The sequence below is a fragment of the Rhodococcus sp. WB9 genome (assembly GCF_007558985.1).
Taxonomy (GTDB): domain Bacteria; phylum Actinomycetota; class Actinomycetes; order Mycobacteriales; family Mycobacteriaceae; genus Rhodococcus_F; species Rhodococcus_F opacus.
This window is the reverse complement of record NZ_CP041769.1, coordinates 4,381,240-4,403,755: the sequence shown is the minus strand read 5'-3', so window position 1 is coordinate 4,403,755 and position 22,516 is coordinate 4,381,240. Positions and strand designations below refer to the sequence as shown.

Genomic DNA, 22,516 nt, shown 5'->3' with positions numbered 1-22,516 from the left:
TTCGGGTGGTTCTGGACGGATGTGTCATGCTTCCCCAGACCCTGAGCAATCTGCTGCTCACCCTGGCCGATGCCGAGGTGTTCCGGCCGGTGTGGACGCCGGATCTGCTCGACGAGGTCGAGCGCAACCTGTCCGGCGAGCGGTTCGGGAAGCCGCCGGAGCAGGCGGCGCGGCGAGTGCAGCAGATGCGCAGAGCATTTCCCTTCGCGGAGGAGGAGTCACGTGGCTACCGGGAACTGATCCCGGCGATGACCACCGAGCCGAAGGACCGGCACGTCCTGGCTGCGGCTGTACGCTCCGGTGCGGGTGTGATCGTGACCGCCACCCTGGCGGATTTCCCGCAGGCGGCCCTCGATCCGTTCGACGTCGAAGCGATCCATCCCGACGAATTCCTCTGCGATCAACTCGATCTGGACCCGGACGCATTGTTCGAGTGCCTGCACGTACTGGTGAACCGCACTATGTTCCCGCCGCGCACGGTCGGGGAGTTGTTGGCGTCGCTGGAGCGGCTGACGCCGCGGTTCGTCGACGCCGTCCGGGCATTGCTCGTCGCCCGGGGCGAGGTTCCCGACGCTGGTACGGTGCCGGCGGCGTCCTCCCTTCCGGAGTTGACCGACGAACAGATCAGCGCCGTGCCGGCCGAGATGCGGGAGGCCTACCTCGAGCTTCGTGCAATGGATCCGGCGGAATTGTTGCGGTTCCTCGGGCATACGCGGCTGGTGAGTGCGGCGTGGACGTTCTTGATGTCGATATGCGTGGACGGGGATCTGCTGTCGGTGTGGCCGAACGTGGATCCGGACTTCCGGGCGGTCCTCGCCTGGCGATGGGTGCAGGACAACCATTATCAGATGACGATTGACGGTTGGGAGGGAGAGGCGGTCGCTTCGGCCCTCGCGGTGCCGGCGCCGGAGCATCCGCTGTGGGTGCATTTCGAGCGTGTGCACGTGCGGTCGTTCCGGGCGATGCTGCCGGATCCGGCGAGGTGGGGGATCGGTACCGGCACAAGGATCGTCGGCCCCGGTGTGGAGGTGCTCTATGTGCACGAGATGTCGACGCTCGAGAGCGGTGTGTGGGAGCCGAACATTCCCCGGCCGGTGTTTCCGATCCTGATGCATCTCGTCGGCGATCGGTGGCTGGTGCGGAACCTGGGGTCTGAGGAGGACCCTGCCGCCAGGGCCTGATTCCGGCAGCGTCTGTATCGCGGTCACCGAACGCGCTACCGACGCCTTCCCTACGCTGCCGGCGTTGTCGCTGCCGTTGTCGCATCCCGGGTTGTCCGGTCCGATCGACAGTGCGGCCTATCAGCTCGGCTCCACCATCACCTGAACTGTGGCACACACTCGGCGATCCGGCGGCCCCGAGGTTTCTGTCCCTTGACGGCGCGGCCGACTGCCCCGCCGACAATCTCCTTCGCCGCCGCAGAGCCTTGTCGTTGACTGATCGCTAGCAGGTCACGTCTGGTTTTCGGGAGCGCCGACGCCCGATGTGGGGGGCGTGGGTCCTGTGCTGTCACAACGGTGGAGCGGGCGGTGTCTTATGTGCGACCCCAATCTCGAGGAGACATCATGAATGCGAACTCTGTGCGCCCCGGAAAGATCGATGTGGTCGTGGTTGGCGGCGGGTACGCCGGCGTGATGGCGGCGAATCGCCTCACCAAGCGCGACGATGTGGCGGTGACGGTGATCAATCCACGTCCGTGTTTCGTCGAGCGGGTCCGTCTGCACCAGTTGGTGGGCGGGTCCGACGACGCGGTGGTCGACTACTCCGACGTGCTGGCCGGAGGCATCCGGTTGTTGGTGGACAGCGTGACGAGGATCGATGCTGCCGAGCGCGGCGTGAAGCTGGAGACCGGCGAGACCGTCGGATACGACTACCTGATCTACGCCGTCGGCAGTGGCAGCGCCGACCCGGCCGGCGTACCCGGAGCGGCCGAGTTCGCCCATCCGACCGCCAGCCTGGAGGAGGCGCAGCGGCTTCGGTCGGTCCTCGAGGACGCCCCCATGACGGCGCCGGTGACGGTCGTCGGTGGCGGTCCGCTCGGCATCGAGACGGCAGCCGAGCTCGCGGAGCTCGGGCGCACTGTGACTCTGGTCTGCGGCGACCGGCTCGGCCCGTACCTGCACCCGCGGGGCCGACGCTCGGTGGCCAGGGGGTTGTCCAATCTTGGTGTGGCCGTGATCGACGGCCCCGGTGCGACGGTGGCCGCGGTGACACGTGACGCCGTGGAGCTCAGCGGCGGCCGTGTGCTCCCGAGCACGGTGACGATCTGGACCGCCGGCTTCGGCGTTCCGGACTTGGCCGGCCGCAGCGGGCTGAGCACCGACGCCATGGGCCGTCTCCTCACCGACGAGACGCTGACCAGCGTGGACAACGAACGCATCGTCGCGACCGGTGATGCCGCGGCCCCGTCGAACCTGCCGTTGCGAATGAGTTGCCAAGCGGCGCTTCCTCTTGGCTCGCATGCCGCTGACACGGTGCTCAGCCGGATAACGGGGGAACGGCCCGCAGACTTCGGCAAGGGGATCGCCGCCATGTGCGTCAGCCTGGGGCGTAAGGACGGCGTTTTCCAGCTCGCACACTGGGATGACACCGCGATGCGGCTTCACCTGCGGGGCCGCCTCGGTGCGAAGCTCAAGGAAGCCGCGGCAGCGAGTCCCGTCAAGCAGCTGGCGGACGAGGCGCGAAAGCCCGGGTCGCACGCGTGGCCGGTCAACGACGGCTCCCGGCGGCAGCGGGTCCAGGCTGAGCACGGTCGATCGCTGTCCAAGCCGAGCAGACTGGCATGAGCGGGGAGGTGGATGGGGATGCTGGGCTCGCCAACCGACGCCGAGGACGTCCTCCAGGAGACCTGGCAGCGGTGGGTGACGTTCGACCTGGGCTGGTACGGGCGAGCACGCGGCCCCGCCGCTGTAAGGGACCCGTGAACGACGTCGGTTCGAGCGGCGCAGCTTCCGCAGGCGCCGCCGTTCCGGCTACGGCCGCCGCCGCTACCGCCCCGCGTCAGCAGGAGCTGTGGGCGTGGTGGTGGGGGTCGTCGGTGTGGGTCTCTTCGTCCGCGTCGGTAGCTCTGGTGGTGGCGGCAGTATCCAGGTAGTGGTCGGCTCCGACGAACGTGTCACCGGGAGCACCTCGAACGTCGTCTGCACCACCATCGACGGGATCGGCAGGCACCGCAGCCCGGCCACCTGGAAACCGCGACTGCCGCGGTTCGGCACCGCCGAGCGGAAGTCGGCGACGCTGCCGACCTGGCGGGTCTCACCCAGGACACGATCGCCTAACTCCACCGCCCACGGTCCGCCGCAGGTCGGAAGATTCGCCGCGTGGTACTGGATCCGGTCACCCGGTTGCCCGCGAGGCGGAGTGAGGGTGAGTACCGGCCCGGCGGGGTCGAGCCTGCGCGTCGCTTCCGTGTCGGGTTCGCTCGACGCACCGCCGCCGGTGTGGACTGCGAGCAGGAGAACAACCGACCCGACGAATATCGTCGTCGTCAACCAGGGTGTCTGCCGCAACGGTCTCACCTCGCACCCTCAATTATGCGGCTTCGCCGCCGCGCGCACCGCGTTGACGCGTGTGCGGTGGGGCGACCGCGCACTGAGCACTTCATCGACGGCAGGAACATCCGATTTCCTGGACACTCTCGGCTCGCTGCGGCGGCGATCCGCCGACCCGGTTGTGCTCGGGGGGAGCGTTGTTGTTCGTTCTGTATCGGTGCCGGTGCCGGTGCCGGTGCCGGTGCGGGCCGGCGAGGCAAGCGCCGACCCGCACCTTTTGTCCGGGTACCGGCGCAACTCGCCGGTGAAATCAGGCGGAATCTGGGGCGATGACGTCGTCCGGCGGGGAACTGGCCTCCGCCGGGCCTTTCTGCTGGGTCGGGAAGATGCCCCTCTACGCAGGGCGTCCGAATCCGGGAATCACGGCGAGCCACTGGCAGACTGCCTGCGTGTAGAGGTCGGGCGCCTCGACGGGAAGCAGGTGGCCAACGTCATCGATGGGCCGGGGTGTCCAGCCCGGCCGTCGGGCGTGCTGCATGAGCGACGTGGGGTCGACAACGTGATCGTCCCTTCCCCACAGCACAAGTACGGGCACCCGCACGGAATCGAGTGCCTCGTTCGTCGGTCTCTGCGTGATGAACATGGCCTTGACGATCGACGCGAACGCCGCAGCTGTGCCCGCGAGCCGTTCCGGCTGCTCGCGGGCCGCCTCGAGGCCATCGAGCCACAGGTCGACCTGCGCTCGTGAGACACGGCCCGGGTCTCCACCGATGAGGTCGGTCCGGCCACCCGAGATGGAGCCCGCGTCGTTGATCGCGGTTCGCTTGGCATCCAGCATGCGCCGGCCCGCCAGTCGCAGCACCGCGCGTGTCATTGGCGGGCCGGCTGCGACGACGAGGCGTCCCAGTGTCTGCCACCCGAGCGCCTCGGCTGGTGACGTCCGGCGCCACGGCAGCGCTGGGGCCACCAAGACGACTCCCCGAGTCTTCTCGGGCATCATCGTGGCGGCCAGCGCCGCCACCAGGCCACCCGTCGACCAGCCGTGCAGTACCACCCGGCTCTCGAGGCGGAGCTGCCGGACGAAGGCCGACACGAAGCGAGCGTCCAGGTCCGCGCGTGGCCCATGCCGATACGGATCACCGGTGTGGCCGACGATCGTCCCCGGGAGGTCGACGGAAATCACCGGCCCGAGCTGGCGCAGGTGAGGAACGAGATCGATCCACATGCTCGCACCACCGGTCATCGGGGGCACCAGCAGGTGAACTGGTGCGTCGGGAGGCGCGGTCGAAGCGGGCTCCGCTCCGACATAGTGCACGGGCACGCCGCACACGCTCGTCGACACGCTGCACAACCCCGCCCACCGCTGCGACCGGACGCCCCAGTCGTCGTATCGCACGGTGATCCCTCCTTCCTTTCCCATGATATTCGGCGCCCGATGGGGCCGACGATGCTCAACGCGGTCCATGTAGAGACTCGGATCCGAAATCGATAGACCGTTCTCGATGAATACGGTTCGACCCTGCAGAACAATCCGCGGGGTCGGACCGATCATGGCTGGGCGCATCCTCGCCCGCACCGGTGACCCCTATCGTTTTCCCCACCGAGCCCGCGTTCGCGTATACCGGCACCGCACCGACAGTCCCGGCTCGCCCTCGTTGCCGGGGACCCTGGCTTGGCTCATCACGACGACATGGATGGCGAAGTTGAGGGTGCGGTCGCCTTCCCTCATCGCGTCCACGCCCTGCCCACCGCAGCGCCCTGGTCGTACATAACCCTCCGGAGCCGGCGCCGACCGCCATCCGATGGCGCGCAAGGGTGGTTGGTTGGCCCGGGCGGAGTGCCGGCCCAGAGCGAGATCGTCAAGGACGAAACCTTCGCCCCGATCCTCTACGTGCTGACCTACAACACGTTCGAGGAGGCGATCGCCCTGCACAACGACGTCCCGCAGGGCCTGTCGTCGTCGATCTTCACCACCGACCAGCGTGAGGCCGAGCGGTTCATCGCCGCCGACGGTTCGGACTGCGGCATCGTCAACGTCAACATCGGCACGTCCGGCGCCGAGATCGGCGGCGCATTCGGCGGCGAGAAGACCACCGGCGGCGGCCGCGAATCCGGCTCGGACGCTTGGCGCGCCTACATGCGCCGGGCAACCAACACCATCAACTACTCCCGCGAGCTGCCCCTGGCTCAGGGCGTCAACTTCGGCTGACATCCCCCTTTCGAATCGCACGAGGAGCAACGACGATGTTCGAATTGATCGACGAATGGGGCCCGGAGAAGGTCGTGTGTGTCTCCGATGCACGCACCGGCATGCGCGGCGTTCTGGTGATCGACAACACCGCCCGCGGAATGGGCAAGGGCGGCACCCGCATGTCCACCACGGTCAGTGTCGGCGAGGTCGCCAGGCTGGCCCGCAACATGACCTGGAAGTGGGCGGGGGTCGATCTCTTCTACGGCGGCGCCAAAGCCGGCATCTGGGCCGACCCGACTGCCTCCTCCAAGGAAGCGGTGCTGCGTGCCTTCGTCCGGGCACTGCGCAACGAGGTCCCCGACGAGTACGTTTTCGGGCTCGATGTGGGATTGACCGAGAAGGACGCCGCGATCATGCTCGACGAGGTCGGCGGTCGTGGCGGCGCGGTGGGCACCCCCCACGCGCTCGGCGGGCTCCCGTACGACCAGCTCGGGGTCACCGGCCACGGTGTCGCGGAGTCGGCGGACGCCGCTGCGCAAGCTCTCGGCCTGTCCACCGGTTCGCTGAGCGTGTCCATCCAGGGCTTCGGAGCGGCGAGCGCGAAGCGCGTCGCCGAACTCGGGGCCACCGTCGTCGCTGTGTCCACCTCGCAGGGCGGCATCCACAACCCGGACGGGCTCGACGTCGCCACCTTGCTCGACCTGCGTGACCAGTACGGTGACGGACTCGTCGACCACTACTCCGACGCCAAGCCTCTCGCTGCCGGGGAAGAACTCTCGGTGACCGCGGACATCCTGATCCCGGCAGCGCTACAGGACGTCATTGACGCCGATCTCGCCCGGACGTTGCCGGCCAAGATCGTCGTCGAAGGCGCGAACCTGCCGAGCAGCCCCGAGGCACAGTCGGTGCTGTTCGACCGCGGCGTGACCGTGGTTCCGGATTTCATCGCCAACGCCGGCGGTGTGGTTGCCGCAGCCGTGGCGATGGACGCTCGCTACTCCGGAATCCGTCTCGAACCGGCTGCCATGTTCGACAACATCTCGAACAAGCTGCGCGCCAGCACCATCGACACCCTCGACGCGTCGAAGGTGCAGGGGCGGACCACCCACGAGGTGGCCCGCACCACCGCCCAGGAGCGCGTGCGCGAAGCCATGGTGCTCCGCGGGCGTGCCCCGCAAACCGCCGCGTTCTAGAAGGTTCGGCACCAACCACGCGCAACTGTGTGGCCCACTCCGGTCAGCGGGCGCGCCCCATTCATTCAGGCAAATGCATCGACCTGGTCGTTCGTCGGGTGTCTCCGAAACCGGTAGGGCATTACATCACTACTCTCGAAGGAAAGAAGAGGACGACATGAGCAAGGAACTCCCCGAACAGGCGTCCGTCGTCGTGATCGGCGGCGGCGTCATCGGCGCCAGCATTGCGTTCCACCTCGCCGAATCGGGGGTCTCCGATGTCGTCCTCCTGGAAAAGGACGAGTTGGCCAGCGGGTCGACGTGCAAGGCCGCCGGCGGTGTTCGCGCCTCCTTCAGCAACGAAGCCAACATCGCGATCGGTCTGCGCGGCCTCGACGTGTATTCGCGATTCGCGCAGGAGTACCACCAGGAGATCGACTTCAGCCGCGACGGCTACCTCTATCTCCTCTCGGACCAGGCCAACGTCGACATCTTCACCGAAAGCGTCGCACTGCAGAACCGCCACGGCGTTGCGAGCCGCATGGTCACCCCCGAAGAAGCACAGAAGATCTCGCCGCTCATCAGCACGGACGGACTCCTCGCCGCCTCCTGGTCACCCCAAGACGGCAAGGCCACCCCCGAATCGGTCGTGATGGGATACGCCGCCGTTGCCCGTCGACACGGCGCCCGCATCGTCCGCCACTGCGCGGTCACCGACATCGAGAGCACCGGCGGCACCATTACCGCAGTCGTGACCGAACACGAACGCATCAAGACCGACACCGTGGTCTGCGCCGCCGGAGCCTGGTCGGCCGGCATCGGCAACATGCTCGGGGTGAACATCCCCGTCGTTCCCGTCCGTCGACAGATCGCCTTCACCGAGCCGCTGTCCGAGTTGCCCGCATCCTCGCCGTCGCTGACCATCGACTTCCCGTCGAACTTCTACTTCCACCCGGAAGGCATAGGCCTGCTTCTGGGCTGGTCCGACCCGAACGAGCGCGAGGGGTTCAACCTCAAGTTCGAACTCGAGGACTGGCTGATGGGACTGGGCGCCATCGCCGAGACCCGGGTGCCGGCCGTACTGGACTACGGCATCAGCACCGGTTGGGCCGGCCTCTACGAGGTCACCCCCGACCGCAACCAGATCATCGACCGCTCCACCGAGGTCGAGGGCCTGCTCATCGCCACCGGATACTCCGGCCACGGCTTCCTGATGGGCCCGGCGACCGGTGAGATCGTGCGCGACCTCTACCACGGCAAAGAGCCCGGATACGACATCAGCTCGTTCGCCCTGGACCGTTTCGCGCAGGCAGGTATCGGCGCAGGCGAGACAAACATCGTCTGACCCACCCGTTGCACCGCCCAGCAGACGACGATCACCTGCCCCTCAGGAGCCGGATTCATGGCCGAACAGATCGATGACTACTTCACCACCACCTTCGCCGCGATGGCCGACACCACACGTCCGGGAGCGAGCGATCACGACCAGCCCGTCGAGGCAGCGTCGAGGCTGTCCGTGCAGCAAACCCTGGACCTGTTCGATTCTCAATTGGGCAGTCGGCACCTGGATCTGGTTGCCCGACGGCTTCGCGCGAAGGGCAAGGGCTTCTACACGATCGGCTCGTCCGGGCACGAAGGCAACGCCGTCGTCGCGGGAGCCCTCCGCCCGACCGATCCGGCACTGCTGCACTATCGTTCCGGTGGTTTCTTCCTCGAACGCGCCCGGCAGGTCCGGGGCAGCAACCCGCTGCGCGATGTTCTTCTCGGCGTCGTCGCCGCCACCGAGGAGCCGATGTCCGGCGGCCGGCACAAGGTGTTCGGCCGCCACGACCTCAATATCATTCCCCAGACCTCGACGATCGCATCTCACCTGCCCCGCGCGGTCGGCGTCGCCTTCTCCATCGCCCGCGCCGCCAAACTGAACGTGCTCTCCGCGTGGCCCGAGGACGCGATCGCGGTATGCAGTTTCGGCGACGCCTCGGCGAACCACTCGACCGCGATCGGGGCGATCAACACCGCCATCCACTCGGCCTTCCAGGGACTTCCGCTTCCGATGTTGTTCGTCTGCGAAGACAACGGCATCGGCATCAGCACCAAGACGCCGAAGGGATGGATCTGCGCGAACTTCGGCAACCGTGAAGGTCTCGAGTACTTCACGGTCGATGGATCCGACCTCCCGATGGCCTACGCCACCGCGAAGCATGCCGCCGACTGGGTTCGCAGGCACCGCAAGCCGGCCTTCCTGCACCTGCGCACCGTGCGATTGATGGGCCACGCCGGCTCCGACTTCGAGACCGCCTATCGCACCACGAGCGAGATCATCGCAGACTTCGACCGGGATCCGTTGCTGTGCACGGCGAAGCTGCTGATCGAGCGAGGGCACCTGAGCCCCAACGACATCCTCGCGCTCTACGACAACAAGCGCGCCGAGGTAGCCGCGCTCGCGCAGGAAGTCAGCGAGCTGCCGCAGCTCGACACTCCCGCCGCAGTGATGCGGCCACTGACCGAGGGACTCGACGAGGCGAAGGCCGCCGAACCACGACGGACCTACCCGGCCCGCCGCGCCCAGATCGTCGGCAGCCCACTGCCCGCAGACGAGGGCCTACTGACTCTCGCCCTCTCGCTCAACCGCGCCCTGCTCGATGTTCTCATCGAGTATCCCGAGTCGCTGGTGTTCGGTGAGGACGTCGCCCGCAAGGGCGGGGTCTACGGGGTGACGCGGGGTTTGATGAAGGGGGCGGGGTCGGCGCGCGTGTTCGACACGCTTCTCGACGAGCAGGCAATCCTGGGACTGGCGCTGGGCGCGGGGGTGTCCGGGTTGTTGCCGATCCCGGAGATCCAGTACCTGGCGTATCTGCACAATGCCGCCGATCAGATCCGCGGGGAGGGTGCGACGTTGCAGTTCTTCTCCGACCGTCAGTACCGCAATCCGATGGTGGTGCGGGTCGCGGGGTACGGGTATCAGAAGGGGTTCGGTGGGCATTTCCACAACGACAATGCCGTCGCCGCGTTGCGTGACATCCCCGGCATCGTCGTGGCCTCCCCGGCTCGCCCCGACGACGCCGCGGCCATGATGCACACGTGCGCGGCGGCCGCGCGGACCGCGGGGGCGGTGTGTGTGTATCTGGAACCGATTGCGCTGTATCACACCCGGGATCTGTACGAGGACGGTGACGAGCAGTGGCTGGCCGCGTATCCGGATCCGGTGAAGCGGGCCGAGAATCACGTGCCGATCGGCTCCGCCCGCACGTACGGTGACGGTACCGACCTGACGATCGTCACGTTCGGCAACGGGGTCCGGATGAGTCTGCGGGTCGCGCGCCGGCTCGAGAAGGCGCACATCGCTGCGCGTGTGGTGGACATGCGGTGGCTCGCACCGCTACCCGTGCACGACATCCTCCGAGAGGCGAACGCCACCGGACGCGTGCTCGTCGTCGACGAAACCCGATCTTCCGGGGGCGTGGCGGAGGGAGTCGTCACCGCCCTGATCGACGACGGTTTCACCGGTCGTCTCGCGCGAGTAGCCAGTGAGTACAGTTTCATCCCGCTCGGCGATGCCGCCCTCGAGGTCCTGCTCTCCGAAGACACCATCGAGGCCGCGGCGATCAAGTTGGCACAGGTGAGCTGATGGCATTGGTCGGGCCGGAATCCGGGGCGGACTCTCGCCGAGAGAGCGGCGCCAGTACACATGGTTCCACCCCTCGAGTAAGACTGGGACGTAACCGAGCACGAACCGACACCGGGAGCAGTTGTGCCCACCTTCGATCCCGCACCGCAGGCTGCAGCGCGACGTGCCCAGGACTTCAACGGCATCGCAGTGTTCGACGCCAGCGAACACAACCTCGCCCACGTCGATGTGGTCATTCCCCGGGACTGCATCGTCGCGTTCACCGGAGTCTCGGGTTCGGGCAAGTCGTCGTTGGCCTTCGGCACCATTTACGCCGAAGCGCAACGGCGGTTCCTCGAGTCCGTCACCCCGTACGCACGCCGGCTGATGGATCAGATCGGAGCGCCCAGGGTTGGGGACATCACCGGGCTTCCACCAGCGGTTGCCTTGCAGCAGGCCCGCGGTCACACCTCCGCCCGATCGTCGGTCGGCACCCTCACCCATATCTCGAACGTGCTGCGGATGCTGTTCTCCCGAGTCGGTACCTACCCGCCGGGTGCCCCCGTCCTCGACTCGAACGCCTTCTCGCCCAACACACCCGAAGGCGGATGCCCAGCCTGCCACGGACTCGGACGCACCCACGACGTCGATATCGATGCCCTGGTGCCGGACCCGAGCCGAAGTATCCGCGGCGGTGCCGTCGCCGCCTGGCCCGGCGCCTGGCTGGGCAAGAACTACCGCGACATCCTCGACACACTCGGTATCGACGTGGACCGCCCCTGGTCCGAGCTCCCGGAAGACCAGCGTGAGTGGATCCTCACGACCGAGGAACAACCCACGGTCACGGTGTCACCCGTGCGCGACCCGGGCAAGATGGTGCGCGACTACCAGAGAACGTTCTCGAGCGCCCGCACCTACGTTCTGCACACCTACGCGACGACGAAGAGCGCAACCCAGCGGGCGAAGGTCGCCCGATATCTGGTGTCCCGGCCCTGCAGTGCCTGCAACGGCAAACGGCTGCGCCCCGAGGCGCTGGCCGTCCGGTTCGCCGGCCTGGACATAGCCGACGCCACGGAACTGTCACTGGCCGATCTGGCCTCGGTCCTCGACGCCGTCGTCGTATCCCGCGATTCCGCCGCAAGCGACGCAACCGAACGAGCATCCGCGGCGCTGGTAGACAACCTTCGCGGCCGCCTCGCGGGTCTGACCGAGCTCGGGCTGGGATACCTGAGTCTCGCCCGTTCGACCACCACTCTCTCGCCGGGCGAACTTCAGCGCCTGCGGCTGGCCACCCAGCTGCAATCGGGTCTGTTCGGAGTGTTGTACGTCCTCGACGAACAGTCCGCGGGCCTGCATCCCGCCGACACCGAGGCGCTGGTCACCGCCGTGCGGCGGCTACGCGCGGCAGGTAACTCCGTCTTCGTCATCGAACACAACCTCGACGTCGTCCGCGCGGCAGATTGGATCGTCGACGTCGGTCCCGGAGCCGGGGAGCACGGTGGGCGGGTGCTCTACAGCGGTGAGGTGGACGGTCTCGCGCACGTCCCCGAATCCGTGACTCGCCGATACCTTTTCGGAACCGCCGAGAGTTACCCCGAGCCCGGACCGCCGAGCAGGTGGATCGAACTCGCCGGCATCACGATGCACAACCTGCGGGATCTGACCGTGCGAATCCCGCTCGGGGTGCTCACCGCGGTCACGGGTGTGTCCGGATCGGGCAAATCCACACTGGTGAGCCGTGTGCTGACCGACGTCGTCGCCCAACACCTCGGCGTCGACAGCGAACCCGGCGCCGACACCGGGGGAGAAGACGCCGACGACTCCACGGTCGTACTGGCCGAGGAGCGCGAGAAGAACGCCGAGCCGACGGTCGTGGCCGCTCACGGGCTGGGACACATCAACCGGTTGGTGCGCGTGGACCAGACCCCGATCGGGCGAACTCCGCGCTCGAATCTTGCCACCTACACCGGTCTCTTCGATGTGATCCGGAAACTCTTCGCCGCACACCCCGTTGCCCGAGAACGCGGATACAGTCCGGGCCGATTCTCATTCAATGTCAGTGGCGGCCGTTGCGAGGAATGCGAGGGAGCCGGTTCGATCACCATCGGCATGCTGTTTCTGCCCGAGGCCTCCGCACCGTGCCCGGCCTGCGCGGGCGCACGGTACAACGCGGAGACCCTCGAGGTCCTCGTCGAAGGCCGGACGATCGCCGACGTCCTCGCGATGACGGTCGACGACGCCCGTGCTTTCCTGAGTCACGTCCCGGCGGCGCCGAAAAGCCTTGACATGCTTGTCGAAGTCGGTCTCGGATATCTGCGGCTCGGCCAATCCGCCACCACCCTGTCCGGCGGGGAGGCGCAACGCGTCAAACTCGCCAACGAGCTGCAGCGCCTCCGATCCGGGCACACGCTCTACGTACTCGACGAACCGACCACCGGATTGCACCCTGCCGACGTCGATCGCCTCATGGTGGTGTTGCGACGGCTCGTCGCGGCGGGAAATACCGTCGTACTCGTCGAACACGACATGCCGGTCATTGCCTCGGCGGACTGGATGATCGATCTCGGGCCCGGCGGGGGAGACAACGGCGGCCGGATCATCGCCTCGGGACCACCGACGGTCGTTGCCGAGACGGCCGGCTCGGCCACCGCAGCCTATCTCGCTCGGCATCTCGCCGTGTGAGGGTGCGCATGTGAGCGACGAAGTCGGTATCCGGTTCGTGTGCTACCGGTTCAGTGGGCGTGGATTCCGTAGACGGTGACGACGAAGCTGTGTCCCTTGGCGGTGCAGGTGACGTCTCCCATGAACCCTGCAAGACAGGTGGTTCCCCCGTGGGTGATCGTTTTCTGGTACATGCTCTGGCTGGCGGCCACCTCGGAGATGTCGGGGTTGCCGCCGGGCAGGGTGAACGGGGTGCCGGGCGGGTACGTGGGGTGAGCGGGAAGCCAGGGAAGGTCGATGACGACGTGCTGGACGGGTCCCAGCCACGGCAGTCCGAACTCGCCGAGGATCGGGAAGTCCATCGGCAATGGTTGTGGCAGATCGCATCCCACGCGGTCGTCGGGTGCGATCGAGCAGTTGAAGTTCCCCACACGGAAGTAGACGGGGGTGGGGGAGTCTGCCTGCGCAGGTGTTGCGAACGCGAGGAGAGCGGCTGCTGTAGCCGTGAGCAGGCCGGTGGCTCGCTTCACTGAACGTTTCATACGAGGCATATACGCTGGGAACGGCGGGCGTTAGCTGGGCGTGGCATCGGATGCTCGAGAACTGACCGTGAGGAGCGAGAACGTCATGGCGACGGCAGGCGAGCAGACGTACGGACCGGACAGCAGGCCGCGGTGTCGTCCGATACGTCATCCTGGGGGCGGGCTTGGGCACCTTTGCCCAGCGTAGGCCGGAGATCGCCTCCCGCATCCGGGTCTTCGAGGTCGACCAACCCGGCCCCAAGCCTGGAAGCGGAACCGGTTGATCGAGCTGGGCTTCGGCGTTCCCGACTGGCTGCGGTTGGTGCCGGTCGACTTCGAGGCGAGCGAGTCCTGGTCGGAGCGGCTGGCTGCAGCGGGCTTCGATTCTCGGCTGCCTGCGGTCGTCGTCTCGACCGGCGTCACGATGTACCTCACGAAAGACGCCACCGCGGCCACCCTGCGCCAGCTCGCCGGTCTCGCTGCCGGCTCGACGCCGGCGATGACGTTCCTTTTGCGACCGAACTTCTCGACGACGCCGATCGCCACGGATTCCGGGCGTCCGAGAGCGGTGCGCGGGCGGCCGGAACACCGTTCGTCAGTTTCTACACCCCGCCGGAAATGCTGACCCTGGCCTGCGAGGCCGACTTCGACGCCGCGCAGCATGTGGCGGGAACTTCACTCGCCGAGCGCTACTTCGCCGATCGATCCGACGGCCTGCGCCCGTCGAATGGAGAAGACCTGTTGGTGGCCATTACCTGAGCGCTTTGTCATGTGACGGCACAGCTGGACATTTGTCTAGATGACAGGCGCGGCGCCGTCGGCTAGAAATGTTGAGGCATCGACAGTGACGTGACTCACATTTTGCGTCCGGACTGGATCGTCGGCACACCGGCGGGTCGGCGGTCGATGCACGAGAGCGAAGGAGCATCGCGGAATGATCGAGGACAGCACCGAACTACTGACTCCGACTCCCGGCCCGACACGCCTGATCCCTCGTAGGCGTCCCGACGGACGTGAACTTCTCGGCACGGCGAAGGGAATCCTGATCGCCGGTCGCGGCTGCAGTGACGCCCAGGCTTTCGACGAACTCCTCGACGTCGCCCGGCGTCATCATCTGACCGTCCTCGGCGCTGCCCGGAGCCTGGTAGACCTCGCCGCCGGACCCTCGCCCCGTCTGCGCTCGCCCGAAGCCGCCCGATTCGAAGAGTGGGAGCAGTTGGTCAACCAGCTTCCTCCCCGCCGACACGCGCAGGCGAGTTGACGCGACCCCTCACCGACGCCGGCAAGTAGCGGACCTCGACTGACGGGCGCTCCGGGAGGTCTGGTCTCAGCCGCGATTATGCGAGATCGGCTTCAGTGGCGCGTTGGACCCAGGCCGCGAATTTCTCGGAGCCCTCGCGGTCGGCCACGTACCGTCGAACGATCCGCTCGACGTAGTCGGGCACCTCGGTGGCTGGAAGCTTGTGGCTGCGCAATTTGCGCCCGAAGCTCGTATCCAGCCCGAGGCGGCCGGCGAGATGAACCTGGAATCCCTCGACCTGGTTGGAATCGTCATCGGTCACGATCATGCCCTCGAGGCCGATGTCGGCGACCAGGATGCGGGCGCAGGAGTTGGGGCACCCATTGAGGTGCACTGTGATCGGGTGCTCCAGCTGATCCTGGACGTCGGCCAATCGCTTCTCGACGTCTGTGATGAGTGCGGCGGCTCGCGCCTTGGTCTCGACGATCGCGAACTTGCAGAATTCGATGCCCGTGCAGGCCATGGTGCTCCGTCGCCACGGTGACTGGCTCGACGGGAACCCGAGAGCGTCGAGACTCGATCGAAGTGAGCCGACCTGTTCGTCGGGCACATCGAGGATGACGAGTTTCTGCATCGGGGTGATGCGGACCCGCCGGGATCCGGATGCTTCCGCTGCTCGTGCCAAGTCGGTCAGCGCGGTGCCGCCGACCCTGCCCACGACGGGTGCGATCCCGACGGCGTTGAGACCGTTCTTCTGACGCTGGATACCGAGGATCGCCGACTGTCCCCAGAATGATTCGTGCAATATTAGTTATTGCACGAATCATTCTGGTAGCCTGGTGGCATGACCGCAGACATTGAGCAGGAGAAGGCCGGCGACGATCTACTCGCTCTCGACCGGCAGGTATGTTTCGCGCTCGCGATCGCGAACCGGGCGGTTCTCGCCGTCTACCGCCCCCTGCTCGAACCGATGGGGCTGACGCATCCGCAGTATCTGGTCATGCTCGCTCTCTGGGGAAAGGCCCCGATGGCGGTCAAGGAGATCGGGACCGCGCTGCAACTCGATTCACCCACCCTCTCGCCGCTCCTGAAGCGCCTCGAGGCGTCTGGACTGATCACGCGCACCCGCAGCCGGGCCGACGAGAGGCAACTGGATGTCGAGCTGACCGAAGCCGGTGCTGCGCTACGTGCGGAAGCCGAGAAGATTCCGCCCGCCGTGATCGAGAAGCTCGGGGTCGGCCTGGCCGAACTCGAAGAACTCCACGACGTTCTCACTCGCGTCAATCAGGCTGCGCTCAGAGCGGGCGCGCTCGATCAATGAGGACAATCATGTCGAATTCGACTTCAGTGCAACGTGAACAGGTAGTTGTCATGTCGCGAAACACGCAACGAACCCGGCCCGGCCCCATACAGTGGCTGGGCTACGCGGTAGGCCGCAAACTTCCCGACTCGATGCAGGACTGGGTCCGCAACGACCTGGTCGGTGACTGGGCGGTTCCTCGGCACCTCATTCGCAGCATGGTCCCGTTCGTTCCGGTCTTCGCCGCGTTCTTCCTGTTCCCGGGACCGCTCGGACTGCGCGCCTCCATGGTCCTGCTCGGAGTGCTACTCGCCGTGTTCTACGCGGTGTCGTACATGGCGCAGAACCGATCTCGACGCCTCGAGAGGCACGGACTGCCGCCCGATCTGGAGAACCCGAGGAAGGCGTCCCGTCACGACGCCGAAAAGGCGGCGTACGAGAAGCTCCACGGACCTTCCGGCACCTGGGGCATCGAGCGGCGGAGTGGCAACGAACCCCGCTGAAGACAGTCGATCAACCGATGCCGAGAATGGTCACATGGTGAGGACCATGCGATAGCGTGCCCGACCTTCCTCCATCGCTGCATAGGCCTCCGCCGCTCGAGTCAGGTGCCGTTCCTCGATTCGGGCGCGCACGCCTGACAGGACCGCGAAGTGCATCGTCTCTTCGACGTCGCGGGCGGTGCCGGACGGGTGGCCGGTGACATCGACGCCGGGAGTGATCAGCTGTAGAGGACTGATCGGCAGTGGGTCGGGCGTGACACCGACGACCATGAGTTCGCCGAGCGGAAGCAGCCCACCGACCACATCACCCATCGCTTTCGAGTTCGCCGCGGTCCCCAGAACCACGGACACGCCACCGAGAGCCTGCAACGCTTCGCTGACGTCGCCGGCGGTGGAATCGATGTAGTGGTGGGCGCCGAGCTGACGGGCGTCGTCGCCTTTGTCGGCGCCGCGGGCGATGGCGATCGTCTCGAAACCCATCGCCCGGGCGAACTGCACACCGAGGTGGCCGAGTCCGCCGATGCCGAGGATGGCGACGCGGTCGCCCGGGACGGCCCTGGTTTTGCGCAGCGCGTCGAACGTGGTGACCCCGGCGCAACTCATGGGTGCTGCTTCCGCGAAGGACAGCTCGTTCGGAATCCGGGCCAGCGCATTTGCTGGAACGATCACCGACTCGGCGTATCCGCCGGGGTACTGCCAGCTCGGCACCTGCAACTTCTCGCAATGAATGAAGGAGCCCTTGCGGCAGGGGATGCACTGGTTGCAGTGCCCTCCGAACCAACCCACAGCGACACGGTCGCCGACGGCGTAGTGGTCGACGCCGTCGCCGAGTTCGGCAATGGTTCCGGCAATCTCGTGTCCAGGTGTCAGGGGCCAGGACATGTCCGGGAACGCGCCGTTGACGAAGGCGTGGTCGGTGCCGCACACTCCGCACGCCGACACCGCGATACGTACGTGGTCGCGCGGGGGCGACCCTGTTTCGACGTCGACGAGTGTCAGCGGTTCGCCGGGGGCCTGGACGTGAACTGCCTGATGGGTTGGCATATGCATCCTCCCTGTCTGTCATCTTGGGCGATCGAGACCTACGTTTCAGTCAAGCCCCTCAGCTGAGCTCCTGACAAGGGTTGACGGGGTCCGACCCATCGGCTAAGTCTGCCGGACTCGAAGCTGGACTATCGGACAACTGCCGGCACGACCGATGAAAGTCGTCGAACGAGCATTGCGCGTTACGGACAGGCGAAGCGAGTAGGCGAGCTGCCGCGGACTCGTCAGTCATTGCACCTCGGCGGACCGACAAATCTAGACCACGTGAAATCTATGGATAGTCGGCGCAATTCATCATTGCAATCGGCACCGCCGAGAGCTGACGGTTTCGCGTGCGCCTGGCTGTGCGGACGCATCGAGTGTCGAGCGCAGCGACGGAAGTCATTCGGACCACGCGGAATTCAGGATCGCACCCACGAAGTCACCCCGGACGAAGCCGGGAACGAAGTGTGCCAGGACATCGGCTTTCACGTTGCCGAATGTGGTGTCCGGGCGATCGTGGAGTCCGTCCGTGAAGGCAGCGAGGATCTCGTCCTTGAAGTCCGGCCGCGGGTGGGATGCAACGACGGCGGCGCGTTCCGCGTCGGTGATGGCGTCGTAGCCGATTCCGAGCACGTCGAGTTCGACGACGCGGGTAAGTAGCGTGATCTCCGGGGCCGTATGCAGTGGAATCTCGGGAGTGGTGTGGAGTGCGATGCTCGTCCACACCGTGTCTGCCGCGTCTTCACCGATTCCGTGGGAGCGGAGGAAGTTGCGGGCCTCGTCGGCGCCGTCGATCTCGAATCGCTGATCCGTTCGCCGGTATTTCGTCGTGAGGCCGAGGTCGTGGAACATGGCCGCGACGTACAACAGTTCAGGATCGAACGTGAGAGTTCAGGATCGACGTGAGTTTCTGGTGTCTCGCTCGGAGTGAACCGAACAGGAGTACGCGCCGGGAGTGGTGGTAGATCAACGGGTTCGCGGCCTCCCGCACCAGTTCCGTTGCCTCGGTAGCCAGGGTGGTGTCGGGAATGTCGATGCCTGCGATGGTGTCGGTCATACGTTTCTCGCTTCCGGAAGTTCTGGTCGGCAGGTGCGGCTGATCTACTTCACAGTTACATTGTCGACCGCGACGAAAACCGGTATTTCGGACCCTTCCGCACAGATCGGGACATGGCCTGTCGGCTGCTTTCGGCGGGTGGAGTGAAATCACTGCCGATACGCCCGTGGAGAGACCCCGAGATGCTGGATGAAACTGCGTCGCAACGTCTCCGGGCTGCCGAATCCGCTGTGTTGCGCCGCGGAAGTCACGGTGTGTCCTGCATCAAGCATGGCTTTTGCGGTGTCGAATCGGATCAGTTCGACGTACTTGGCCGGTGTGGTACCCAACTCGTCGTGGAACAGCCTGGTCAGGTGCCGGGGACTGACGTTGGCGCGCGGCGAGCCGAGTGATGGAGTGGTCACCGGCGGGGTCCGCGGCCACGGCATCGACCACCTCGCGGAGCTGTCCGGTGCGTGGCCGCGGCCCGCGCAGGCTGGGGGAGAACTGGGACTGACCGCCCGGTCGCTGCAGGAACACCACGAGCGATTGGGCGGCGGTTCGTGCCAGGTCGTTGCCGTGATCGCGTTCGACGAAAGCCAGGGCCAAGTCGATGCCTGCGGTGACACCTGCCGAGGAGAAGATGGTGCCGTCCTCGACGAAGATTGCGTCGGGTTCCACAGTGATCCGGGGATATCCGCGCGCGAGGGTGACGGCGTGCTGCCAGTGCGTGGTCGCGCGTCTACCGTCGAGGAGCCCGGCCGCCGCCAGGATGAACGCACCGGTGCAGATCGAGGCCATCCGGTCGGCCTTGGCGGCCAGAGTGGTGGCCGCACCCGCGAGTTCCGGGCTCACCGGCGTCGACGGAAATCGGTCGCCGCCCATCACCAGCGCGGTCGACAGACGACCTGTGTCCGCGGCATCGACATCGACGGAAATCCGCATCCCGGTGGACGCGGTCACGTCGACCGCCCCGACCGAGCACAGCACCAACTCGTACGTGGCGCCGAGTCGATTGGCCTCCGTGAAGACCTCGGATGGACCGGCGACGTCGAGCATCTTCACGCCGTCGAACACGAGCACGCCGACACGGTGGGTCACATCCATGAGCTCATCTTCCTCGCCTGATGCTTTCAACGGCCCGCCTGCTCGGACCCTTCGGTAGGCCCGGTGTTGACACCGGGGGTGCTGGAGGTCACAATTCGCATAGTTGACATGACTGTCACGTCATACTTTGTTCGAGTGCCCGAGGAGGCAGGATGACCACGTCCATATCCGATATGCGAGAGTTGGGCCGACGGGTGAGCAACTGGGGTCGCTGGGGCGCCGACGACGAGCGGGGGACCACGAATCTCATCACGCCCCAGTGTGTGGCGGCTGCCGCGGCGCTGATTCGGACCGGCAAGATCTTCGAACTGGGCATCCCACTCGACGGTGACGGGCCCCAGCCGGGAGGCAATCGGATCAATCCGATCCGACTGATGGCCGAGAACGGGCAGGAGCAGGTGCTTCCCGGCGGCTTCAAATGGGCCGACGACTATGTCTTCATGCCGCTGCAGGCCGGCTCGCAGTACGACTCCCTTTCCCATGTGCACTACGACGACCAGCTCTACAACGGGCATCCGGGATCCGGCGTCACCGTCAAGGGTGCCGACAAGTGCGGAATTCACACCCAGGCGAAGGGGATCGCCGGGCGCGGCGTGCTGCTCGACGTGGCCCTGGCACGCGGTGTGGACTGGCTCGAAGCCGGGACCGCGATCACCCCGGACGAACTCGACGCCGTCGCCGCCGCTCAGAACGTCGAGATCGGTTCGGGCGACATCGTGATGATCCGCACCGGTTGGCGCGCAAAGTTTCTCGCCGACCATGACCCGGCCGGCTTCATGGCTGGCGAGCCGGGCCTGAGCCTGTCGTGCGCGTCCTGGCTGCGGGAGCGCGACGTCGCGGTGGTGGGCTCGGACAACTGGGCGGTCGAGGTGATGCCCGGCGAGAACCCCGGGGCGCTGTTCGAGCTTCACATGGTGCTCATTCGGGACATGGGCATGACCCTTGCCGAGTTGCTCAACTTCGAGGAGCTGTCCGCCGCCTGTGCTGCCGACGGCATCTACGACTTCTTCTACGCCGGACCGCCCCTGCAGTTCACCCGCGGTGTGGGATCGCCGATCAACCCCCTCGCAATCCGGTGAGCACCCACTCCACCGCCACCTCACCAGTACCTAGGAGAAACTGAATGCTGGTCAGCGACATCGTCGAGTACGGCGCGCGCAAACATCCCGACCGGATCGCGCTGCGATTCGAGGACGAGGCAGTGACCTATGTCGAGCTGCGTGACCGCAGCAGACGGCTTGCCGGCGCTCTGCTCGGCGTCGCGGCTCCGGAGGACCGGGTCGCAATCTTGTCCACGAACTGCACCGAATACTTCGACTGCTACTACGGTGTGCCGATGGCCGGGATGGCCTTGACCATCCTCAACTTCCGCCTGCATTCCGACCAGATCGCCGCGCTGATCGAGCACTCCGGTGCGACCGTGCTGATCGTGGCCGCGGAGTTCGCCGGGACTATCGCACAGATTCGCGATCGATTCCCGTCGGTGCACACCGTGGTCTCCATCGGAACCGCCCCGGGAACCCTCGGCTGGGACGAGTTCGTGGGCGACGGGCCTGCGCCGGCGCCGTCGGTGCGACCGGTACCGGACGACATTGCGTGGCTGGTGTACACGTCGGGCACCACCGGCATGCCGAAAGGTGTGATGATCAGTCATCGCAGCCTGGTCAGCGGGATCACGTCGTCGGCGCTGCAGTGGGCACTGCCGGAGGACACGGTCTTTCTGTTCTGCTTCCCGCTGTGCCACGTCGGCGGGTACGTGACATTACTCAACCACCTGATGGGCAGCACCGTCGGCATTCTCCGCACGTACGACAATGCGACGTTCCTGCGTCTGGTGGAACAGTGGAAGGTCACGCAGACGGGCCTGGCACCGACCATGATCAACTTCCTGCTCCAGGATCCAGCGCTCGACGACCACGACCTCAGCTCCCTACAGGCAATCGGCTACGGCTCGTCGGCAATCCCGGCCCAGGTACTGCGTCAGGGGCTCGAACGCCTCCGCTGCGACTTCTACCAGGGCATGGGCATGACGGAACTCGCCGGCAACGTGCTGCACCTCGACTACGACGCGCACCGGCGTGCCGCGGGCGGGGAGAGCGAACTACTCGCCGCCGCAGGTAAACCCATGCGCCTGGTCGACATCCGCATCGTCGACGACACCATGCGCGACGTTCCTACCGGTCAGGTGGGGGAGATGGTGGTCCGCGGCGACCAGGTAATGACCGGCTACTGGCACGACGAGGACGCGACCGCGGCCGCATTCACCGACGGATGGTTCCACACCGGCGACCTGGTACGCCGCGACGACGAGGGCTTCGTCTACATCGTCGACCGGAAGAAGGATCTGATCATCAGCGGCGGTGAGAATGTCGCGTCTCTGACTGTCGAGCAGGCTCTCTACCGTCACCCCGCCGTCGCCGAGGCCGCGGCGATCGGCGTCGAGGACGAGACCTGGGGCGAACTGGTCTGTGCGGTCGTCGTTCTCCGTGAAGGCGCCGCCGCCACCGCGGACGACATCATCACCACCTGCCGAGAACAGCTCGGCGGATTCCAAGTACCCCGGCGGGTCGTCTTCATCGACACCCTGCCCAAGAACGTCACCGGAAAAGTCCTCAAACGCGATCTGCGTGAACGCTTCTCTCACGTAACTGTCTAAGCCCC

Annotated in this window: 19 protein-coding genes and 4 pseudogenes; 16 read left to right on the top strand and 7 right to left on the bottom strand. The window is 66.3% G+C overall.

What is annotated here, in order from left to right; translation table 11 throughout:
- Positions 1 to 26 precede the first annotated feature (26 nt).
- Positions 27 to 1,181, top strand: a complete 1,155-nt coding sequence (locus tag FND50_RS20335) for a PIN domain-containing protein (protein ID WP_260850554.1) — start codon at positions 27 to 29, stop codon at positions 1,179 to 1,181.
- Positions 1,182 to 1,565: 384 nt separating this feature from the next.
- Entirely contained in the window at positions 1,566 to 2,786 is a 1,221-nt protein-coding gene (locus FND50_RS20325) for an NAD(P)/FAD-dependent oxidoreductase (protein ID WP_144286870.1), read from the top strand.
- Between the two features lie 201 nt (positions 2,787 to 2,987).
- Here FND50_RS20325 and FND50_RS20315 read toward each other — a convergent pair whose 3' ends face one another.
- Positions 2,988 to 3,491 carry a hypothetical protein gene (locus FND50_RS20315; protein ID WP_260850553.1) on the bottom strand — a complete coding sequence of 168 codons (504 nt, stop codon included), beginning with the start codon at positions 3,489 to 3,491 and terminating at the stop codon, positions 2,988 to 2,990.
- Positions 3,492 to 3,885: 394 nt separating this feature from the next.
- Complete coding sequence (locus FND50_RS20310) at positions 3,886 to 4,887, bottom strand: alpha/beta fold hydrolase (RefSeq protein WP_186301091.1); 1,002 nt, start codon at positions 4,885 to 4,887, stop codon at positions 3,886 to 3,888.
- Between the two features lie 106 nt (positions 4,888 to 4,993).
- On the opposite strand from FND50_RS20310, the gene FND50_RS37825 reads away from it, so the two are divergent.
- The 6 genes and pseudogenes from FND50_RS37825 to uvrA all read left to right on the top strand — a co-directional run bounded on the left by FND50_RS37825 (position 4,994) and on the right by uvrA (position 13,143).
- Complete coding sequence (locus tag FND50_RS37825; protein WP_144286867.1) at positions 4,994 to 5,263, top strand: transposase; 270 nt, start codon at positions 4,994 to 4,996, stop codon at positions 5,261 to 5,263.
- A 65-nt stretch (positions 5,264 to 5,328) separates the two neighbouring features.
- Positions 5,329 to 5,700 (top strand): annotated as a pseudogene (locus tag FND50_RS20300) (aldehyde dehydrogenase family protein); the annotation flags it as partial.
- A 35-nt stretch (positions 5,701 to 5,735) separates the two neighbouring features.
- A complete protein-coding gene (locus FND50_RS20295; protein ID WP_144286866.1) occupies positions 5,736 to 6,875 on the top strand; it encodes a Glu/Leu/Phe/Val dehydrogenase in 1,140 nt (379 codons plus the stop codon).
- Between the two features lie 157 nt (positions 6,876 to 7,032).
- Positions 7,033 to 8,199: an FAD-binding oxidoreductase gene (locus FND50_RS20290; protein ID WP_144286865.1), complete on the top strand. Its 1,167-nt coding sequence runs from the start codon at positions 7,033 to 7,035 to the stop codon at positions 8,197 to 8,199.
- A gap of 102 nt (positions 8,200 to 8,301) precedes the next feature.
- Positions 8,302 to 10,482, top strand: coding sequence for a thiamine pyrophosphate-dependent enzyme (locus FND50_RS20285; RefSeq protein ID WP_397494206.1), 2,181 nt, complete (start codon positions 8,302 to 8,304; stop codon positions 10,480 to 10,482).
- A 123-nt stretch (positions 10,483 to 10,605) separates the two neighbouring features.
- Positions 10,606 to 13,143 (top strand): excinuclease ABC subunit UvrA, encoded by a 2,538-nt coding sequence (gene uvrA, locus FND50_RS20280; RefSeq protein ID WP_144286863.1) that lies wholly within the window; start codon positions 10,606 to 10,608, stop codon positions 13,141 to 13,143.
- A 50-nt stretch (positions 13,144 to 13,193) separates the two neighbouring features.
- Here the strand turns inward: uvrA and FND50_RS20275 are convergent, their stop codons facing one another.
- Positions 13,194 to 13,652, bottom strand: coding sequence for a hypothetical protein (locus FND50_RS20275; RefSeq protein WP_144286862.1), 459 nt, complete (start codon positions 13,650 to 13,652; stop codon positions 13,194 to 13,196).
- A gap of 176 nt (positions 13,653 to 13,828) precedes the next feature.
- Between FND50_RS20275 and FND50_RS37820 the strand changes: the two genes are divergently transcribed.
- From FND50_RS37820 to FND50_RS20265, 4 genes are all read left to right on the top strand, one after another.
- Positions 13,829 to 13,927: a hypothetical protein gene (locus FND50_RS37820; protein WP_397492199.1), complete on the top strand. Its 99-nt coding sequence runs from the start codon at positions 13,829 to 13,831 to the stop codon at positions 13,925 to 13,927.
- Positions 13,924 to 14,268: a class I SAM-dependent methyltransferase gene (locus FND50_RS36485; RefSeq protein ID WP_222105579.1), complete on the top strand. Its 345-nt coding sequence runs from the start codon at positions 13,924 to 13,926 to the stop codon at positions 14,266 to 14,268. Before FND50_RS37820 ends, FND50_RS36485 begins: the two co-directional genes overlap by 4 nt.
- Positions 14,262 to 14,402 (top strand): hypothetical protein, encoded by a 141-nt coding sequence (locus FND50_RS36480; RefSeq protein WP_260850552.1) that lies wholly within the window; start codon positions 14,262 to 14,264, stop codon positions 14,400 to 14,402. The genes FND50_RS36485 and FND50_RS36480 overlap by 7 nt, the downstream gene beginning before the upstream one ends.
- A gap of 175 nt (positions 14,403 to 14,577) precedes the next feature.
- Positions 14,578 to 14,904: an ANTAR domain-containing protein gene (locus tag FND50_RS20265; protein ID WP_005571774.1), complete on the top strand. Its 327-nt coding sequence runs from the start codon at positions 14,578 to 14,580 to the stop codon at positions 14,902 to 14,904.
- A gap of 76 nt (positions 14,905 to 14,980) precedes the next feature.
- On the opposite strand, the pseudogene FND50_RS20260 reads toward FND50_RS20265, so the two are convergent.
- A pseudogene (locus FND50_RS20260) lies at positions 14,981 to 15,655 on the bottom strand (nitrite/sulfite reductase); the annotation flags it as partial.
- A gap of 72 nt (positions 15,656 to 15,727) precedes the next feature.
- On the opposite strand from FND50_RS20260, the gene FND50_RS20255 reads away from it, so the two are divergent.
- The gene (locus FND50_RS20255; RefSeq protein ID WP_005571768.1) at positions 15,728 to 16,204 is read left to right on the top strand and encodes a MarR family winged helix-turn-helix transcriptional regulator; all 477 of its coding nucleotides are present in this window, start codon (positions 15,728 to 15,730) and stop codon (positions 16,202 to 16,204) included.
- A gap of 50 nt (positions 16,205 to 16,254) precedes the next feature.
- Entirely contained in the window at positions 16,255 to 16,686 is a 432-nt protein-coding gene (locus FND50_RS20250; RefSeq protein ID WP_037202753.1) for a DUF5313 family protein, read from the top strand.
- Between the two features lie 30 nt (positions 16,687 to 16,716).
- On the opposite strand, the gene FND50_RS20245 is transcribed toward FND50_RS20250, so the two are convergent.
- The 3 genes and pseudogenes from FND50_RS20245 to FND50_RS20235 form a co-directional block, all read right to left on the bottom strand.
- A complete protein-coding gene (locus tag FND50_RS20245) occupies positions 16,717 to 17,730 on the bottom strand; it encodes an alcohol dehydrogenase catalytic domain-containing protein (protein ID WP_144286861.1) in 1,014 nt (337 codons plus the stop codon).
- A gap of 381 nt (positions 17,731 to 18,111) precedes the next feature.
- Positions 18,112 to 18,769: pseudogene (locus FND50_RS20240) on the bottom strand (HD domain-containing protein).
- A gap of 149 nt (positions 18,770 to 18,918) precedes the next feature.
- A pseudogene (locus FND50_RS20235) lies at positions 18,919 to 19,855 on the bottom strand (GlxA family transcriptional regulator).
- Positions 19,856 to 20,007: 152 nt separating this feature from the next.
- On the opposite strand from FND50_RS20235, the gene FND50_RS20230 reads away from it, so the two are divergent.
- Together FND50_RS20230 and FND50_RS20225 are read left to right on the top strand one after the other, a co-directional pair.
- Positions 20,008 to 20,934 (top strand): cyclase family protein, encoded by a 927-nt coding sequence (locus tag FND50_RS20230; RefSeq protein ID WP_144286860.1) that lies wholly within the window; start codon positions 20,008 to 20,010, stop codon positions 20,932 to 20,934.
- A 44-nt stretch (positions 20,935 to 20,978) separates the two neighbouring features.
- Positions 20,979 to 22,511, top strand: coding sequence for a long-chain-fatty-acid--CoA ligase (locus tag FND50_RS20225; RefSeq protein ID WP_144286859.1), 1,533 nt, complete (start codon positions 20,979 to 20,981; stop codon positions 22,509 to 22,511).
- Positions 22,512 to 22,516: the final 5 nt, after the last annotated feature.

Excerpts from the sequence above, each read along its gene's own strand:
- FND50_RS20230 (WP_144286860.1), top strand. The coding sequence starts at position 20,008 with ATGACCACGTCCATATCCGATATGCGAGAGTTGGGCCGACGGGTGAGC.
- FND50_RS20285 (WP_397494206.1), top strand. The coding sequence starts at position 8,302 with ATGGCCGACACCACACGTCCGGGAGCGAGCGATCACGACCAGCCCGTC.
- FND50_RS20325 (WP_144286870.1), top strand. The coding sequence starts at position 1,566 with ATGAATGCGAACTCTGTGCGCCCCGGAAAGATCGATGTGGTCGTGGTT.
- FND50_RS20245 (WP_144286861.1), bottom strand. The coding sequence starts at position 17,730 with ATGCCAACCCATCAGGCAGTTCACGTCCAGGCCCCCGGCGAACCGCTG.
- FND50_RS20225 (WP_144286859.1), top strand. The coding sequence starts at position 20,979 with ATGCTGGTCAGCGACATCGTCGAGTACGGCGCGCGCAAACATCCCGAC.
- FND50_RS20335 (WP_260850554.1), top strand. The coding sequence starts at position 27 with ATGCTTCCCCAGACCCTGAGCAATCTGCTGCTCACCCTGGCCGATGCC.
- FND50_RS20295 (WP_144286866.1), top strand. The coding sequence starts at position 5,736 with ATGTTCGAATTGATCGACGAATGGGGCCCGGAGAAGGTCGTGTGTGTC.
- FND50_RS20255 (WP_005571768.1), top strand. The coding sequence starts at position 15,728 with ATGACCGCAGACATTGAGCAGGAGAAGGCCGGCGACGATCTACTCGCT.
- FND50_RS20265 (WP_005571774.1), top strand. The coding sequence starts at position 14,578 with ATGATCGAGGACAGCACCGAACTACTGACTCCGACTCCCGGCCCGACA.
- FND50_RS36480 (WP_260850552.1), top strand. The coding sequence starts at position 14,262 with ATGCTGACCCTGGCCTGCGAGGCCGACTTCGACGCCGCGCAGCATGTG.
- FND50_RS20250 (WP_037202753.1), top strand. The coding sequence starts at position 16,255 with ATGTCGCGAAACACGCAACGAACCCGGCCCGGCCCCATACAGTGGCTG.
- FND50_RS37825 (WP_144286867.1), top strand. The coding sequence starts at position 4,994 with ATGAATACGGTTCGACCCTGCAGAACAATCCGCGGGGTCGGACCGATC.
- FND50_RS20290 (WP_144286865.1), top strand. The coding sequence starts at position 7,033 with ATGAGCAAGGAACTCCCCGAACAGGCGTCCGTCGTCGTGATCGGCGGC.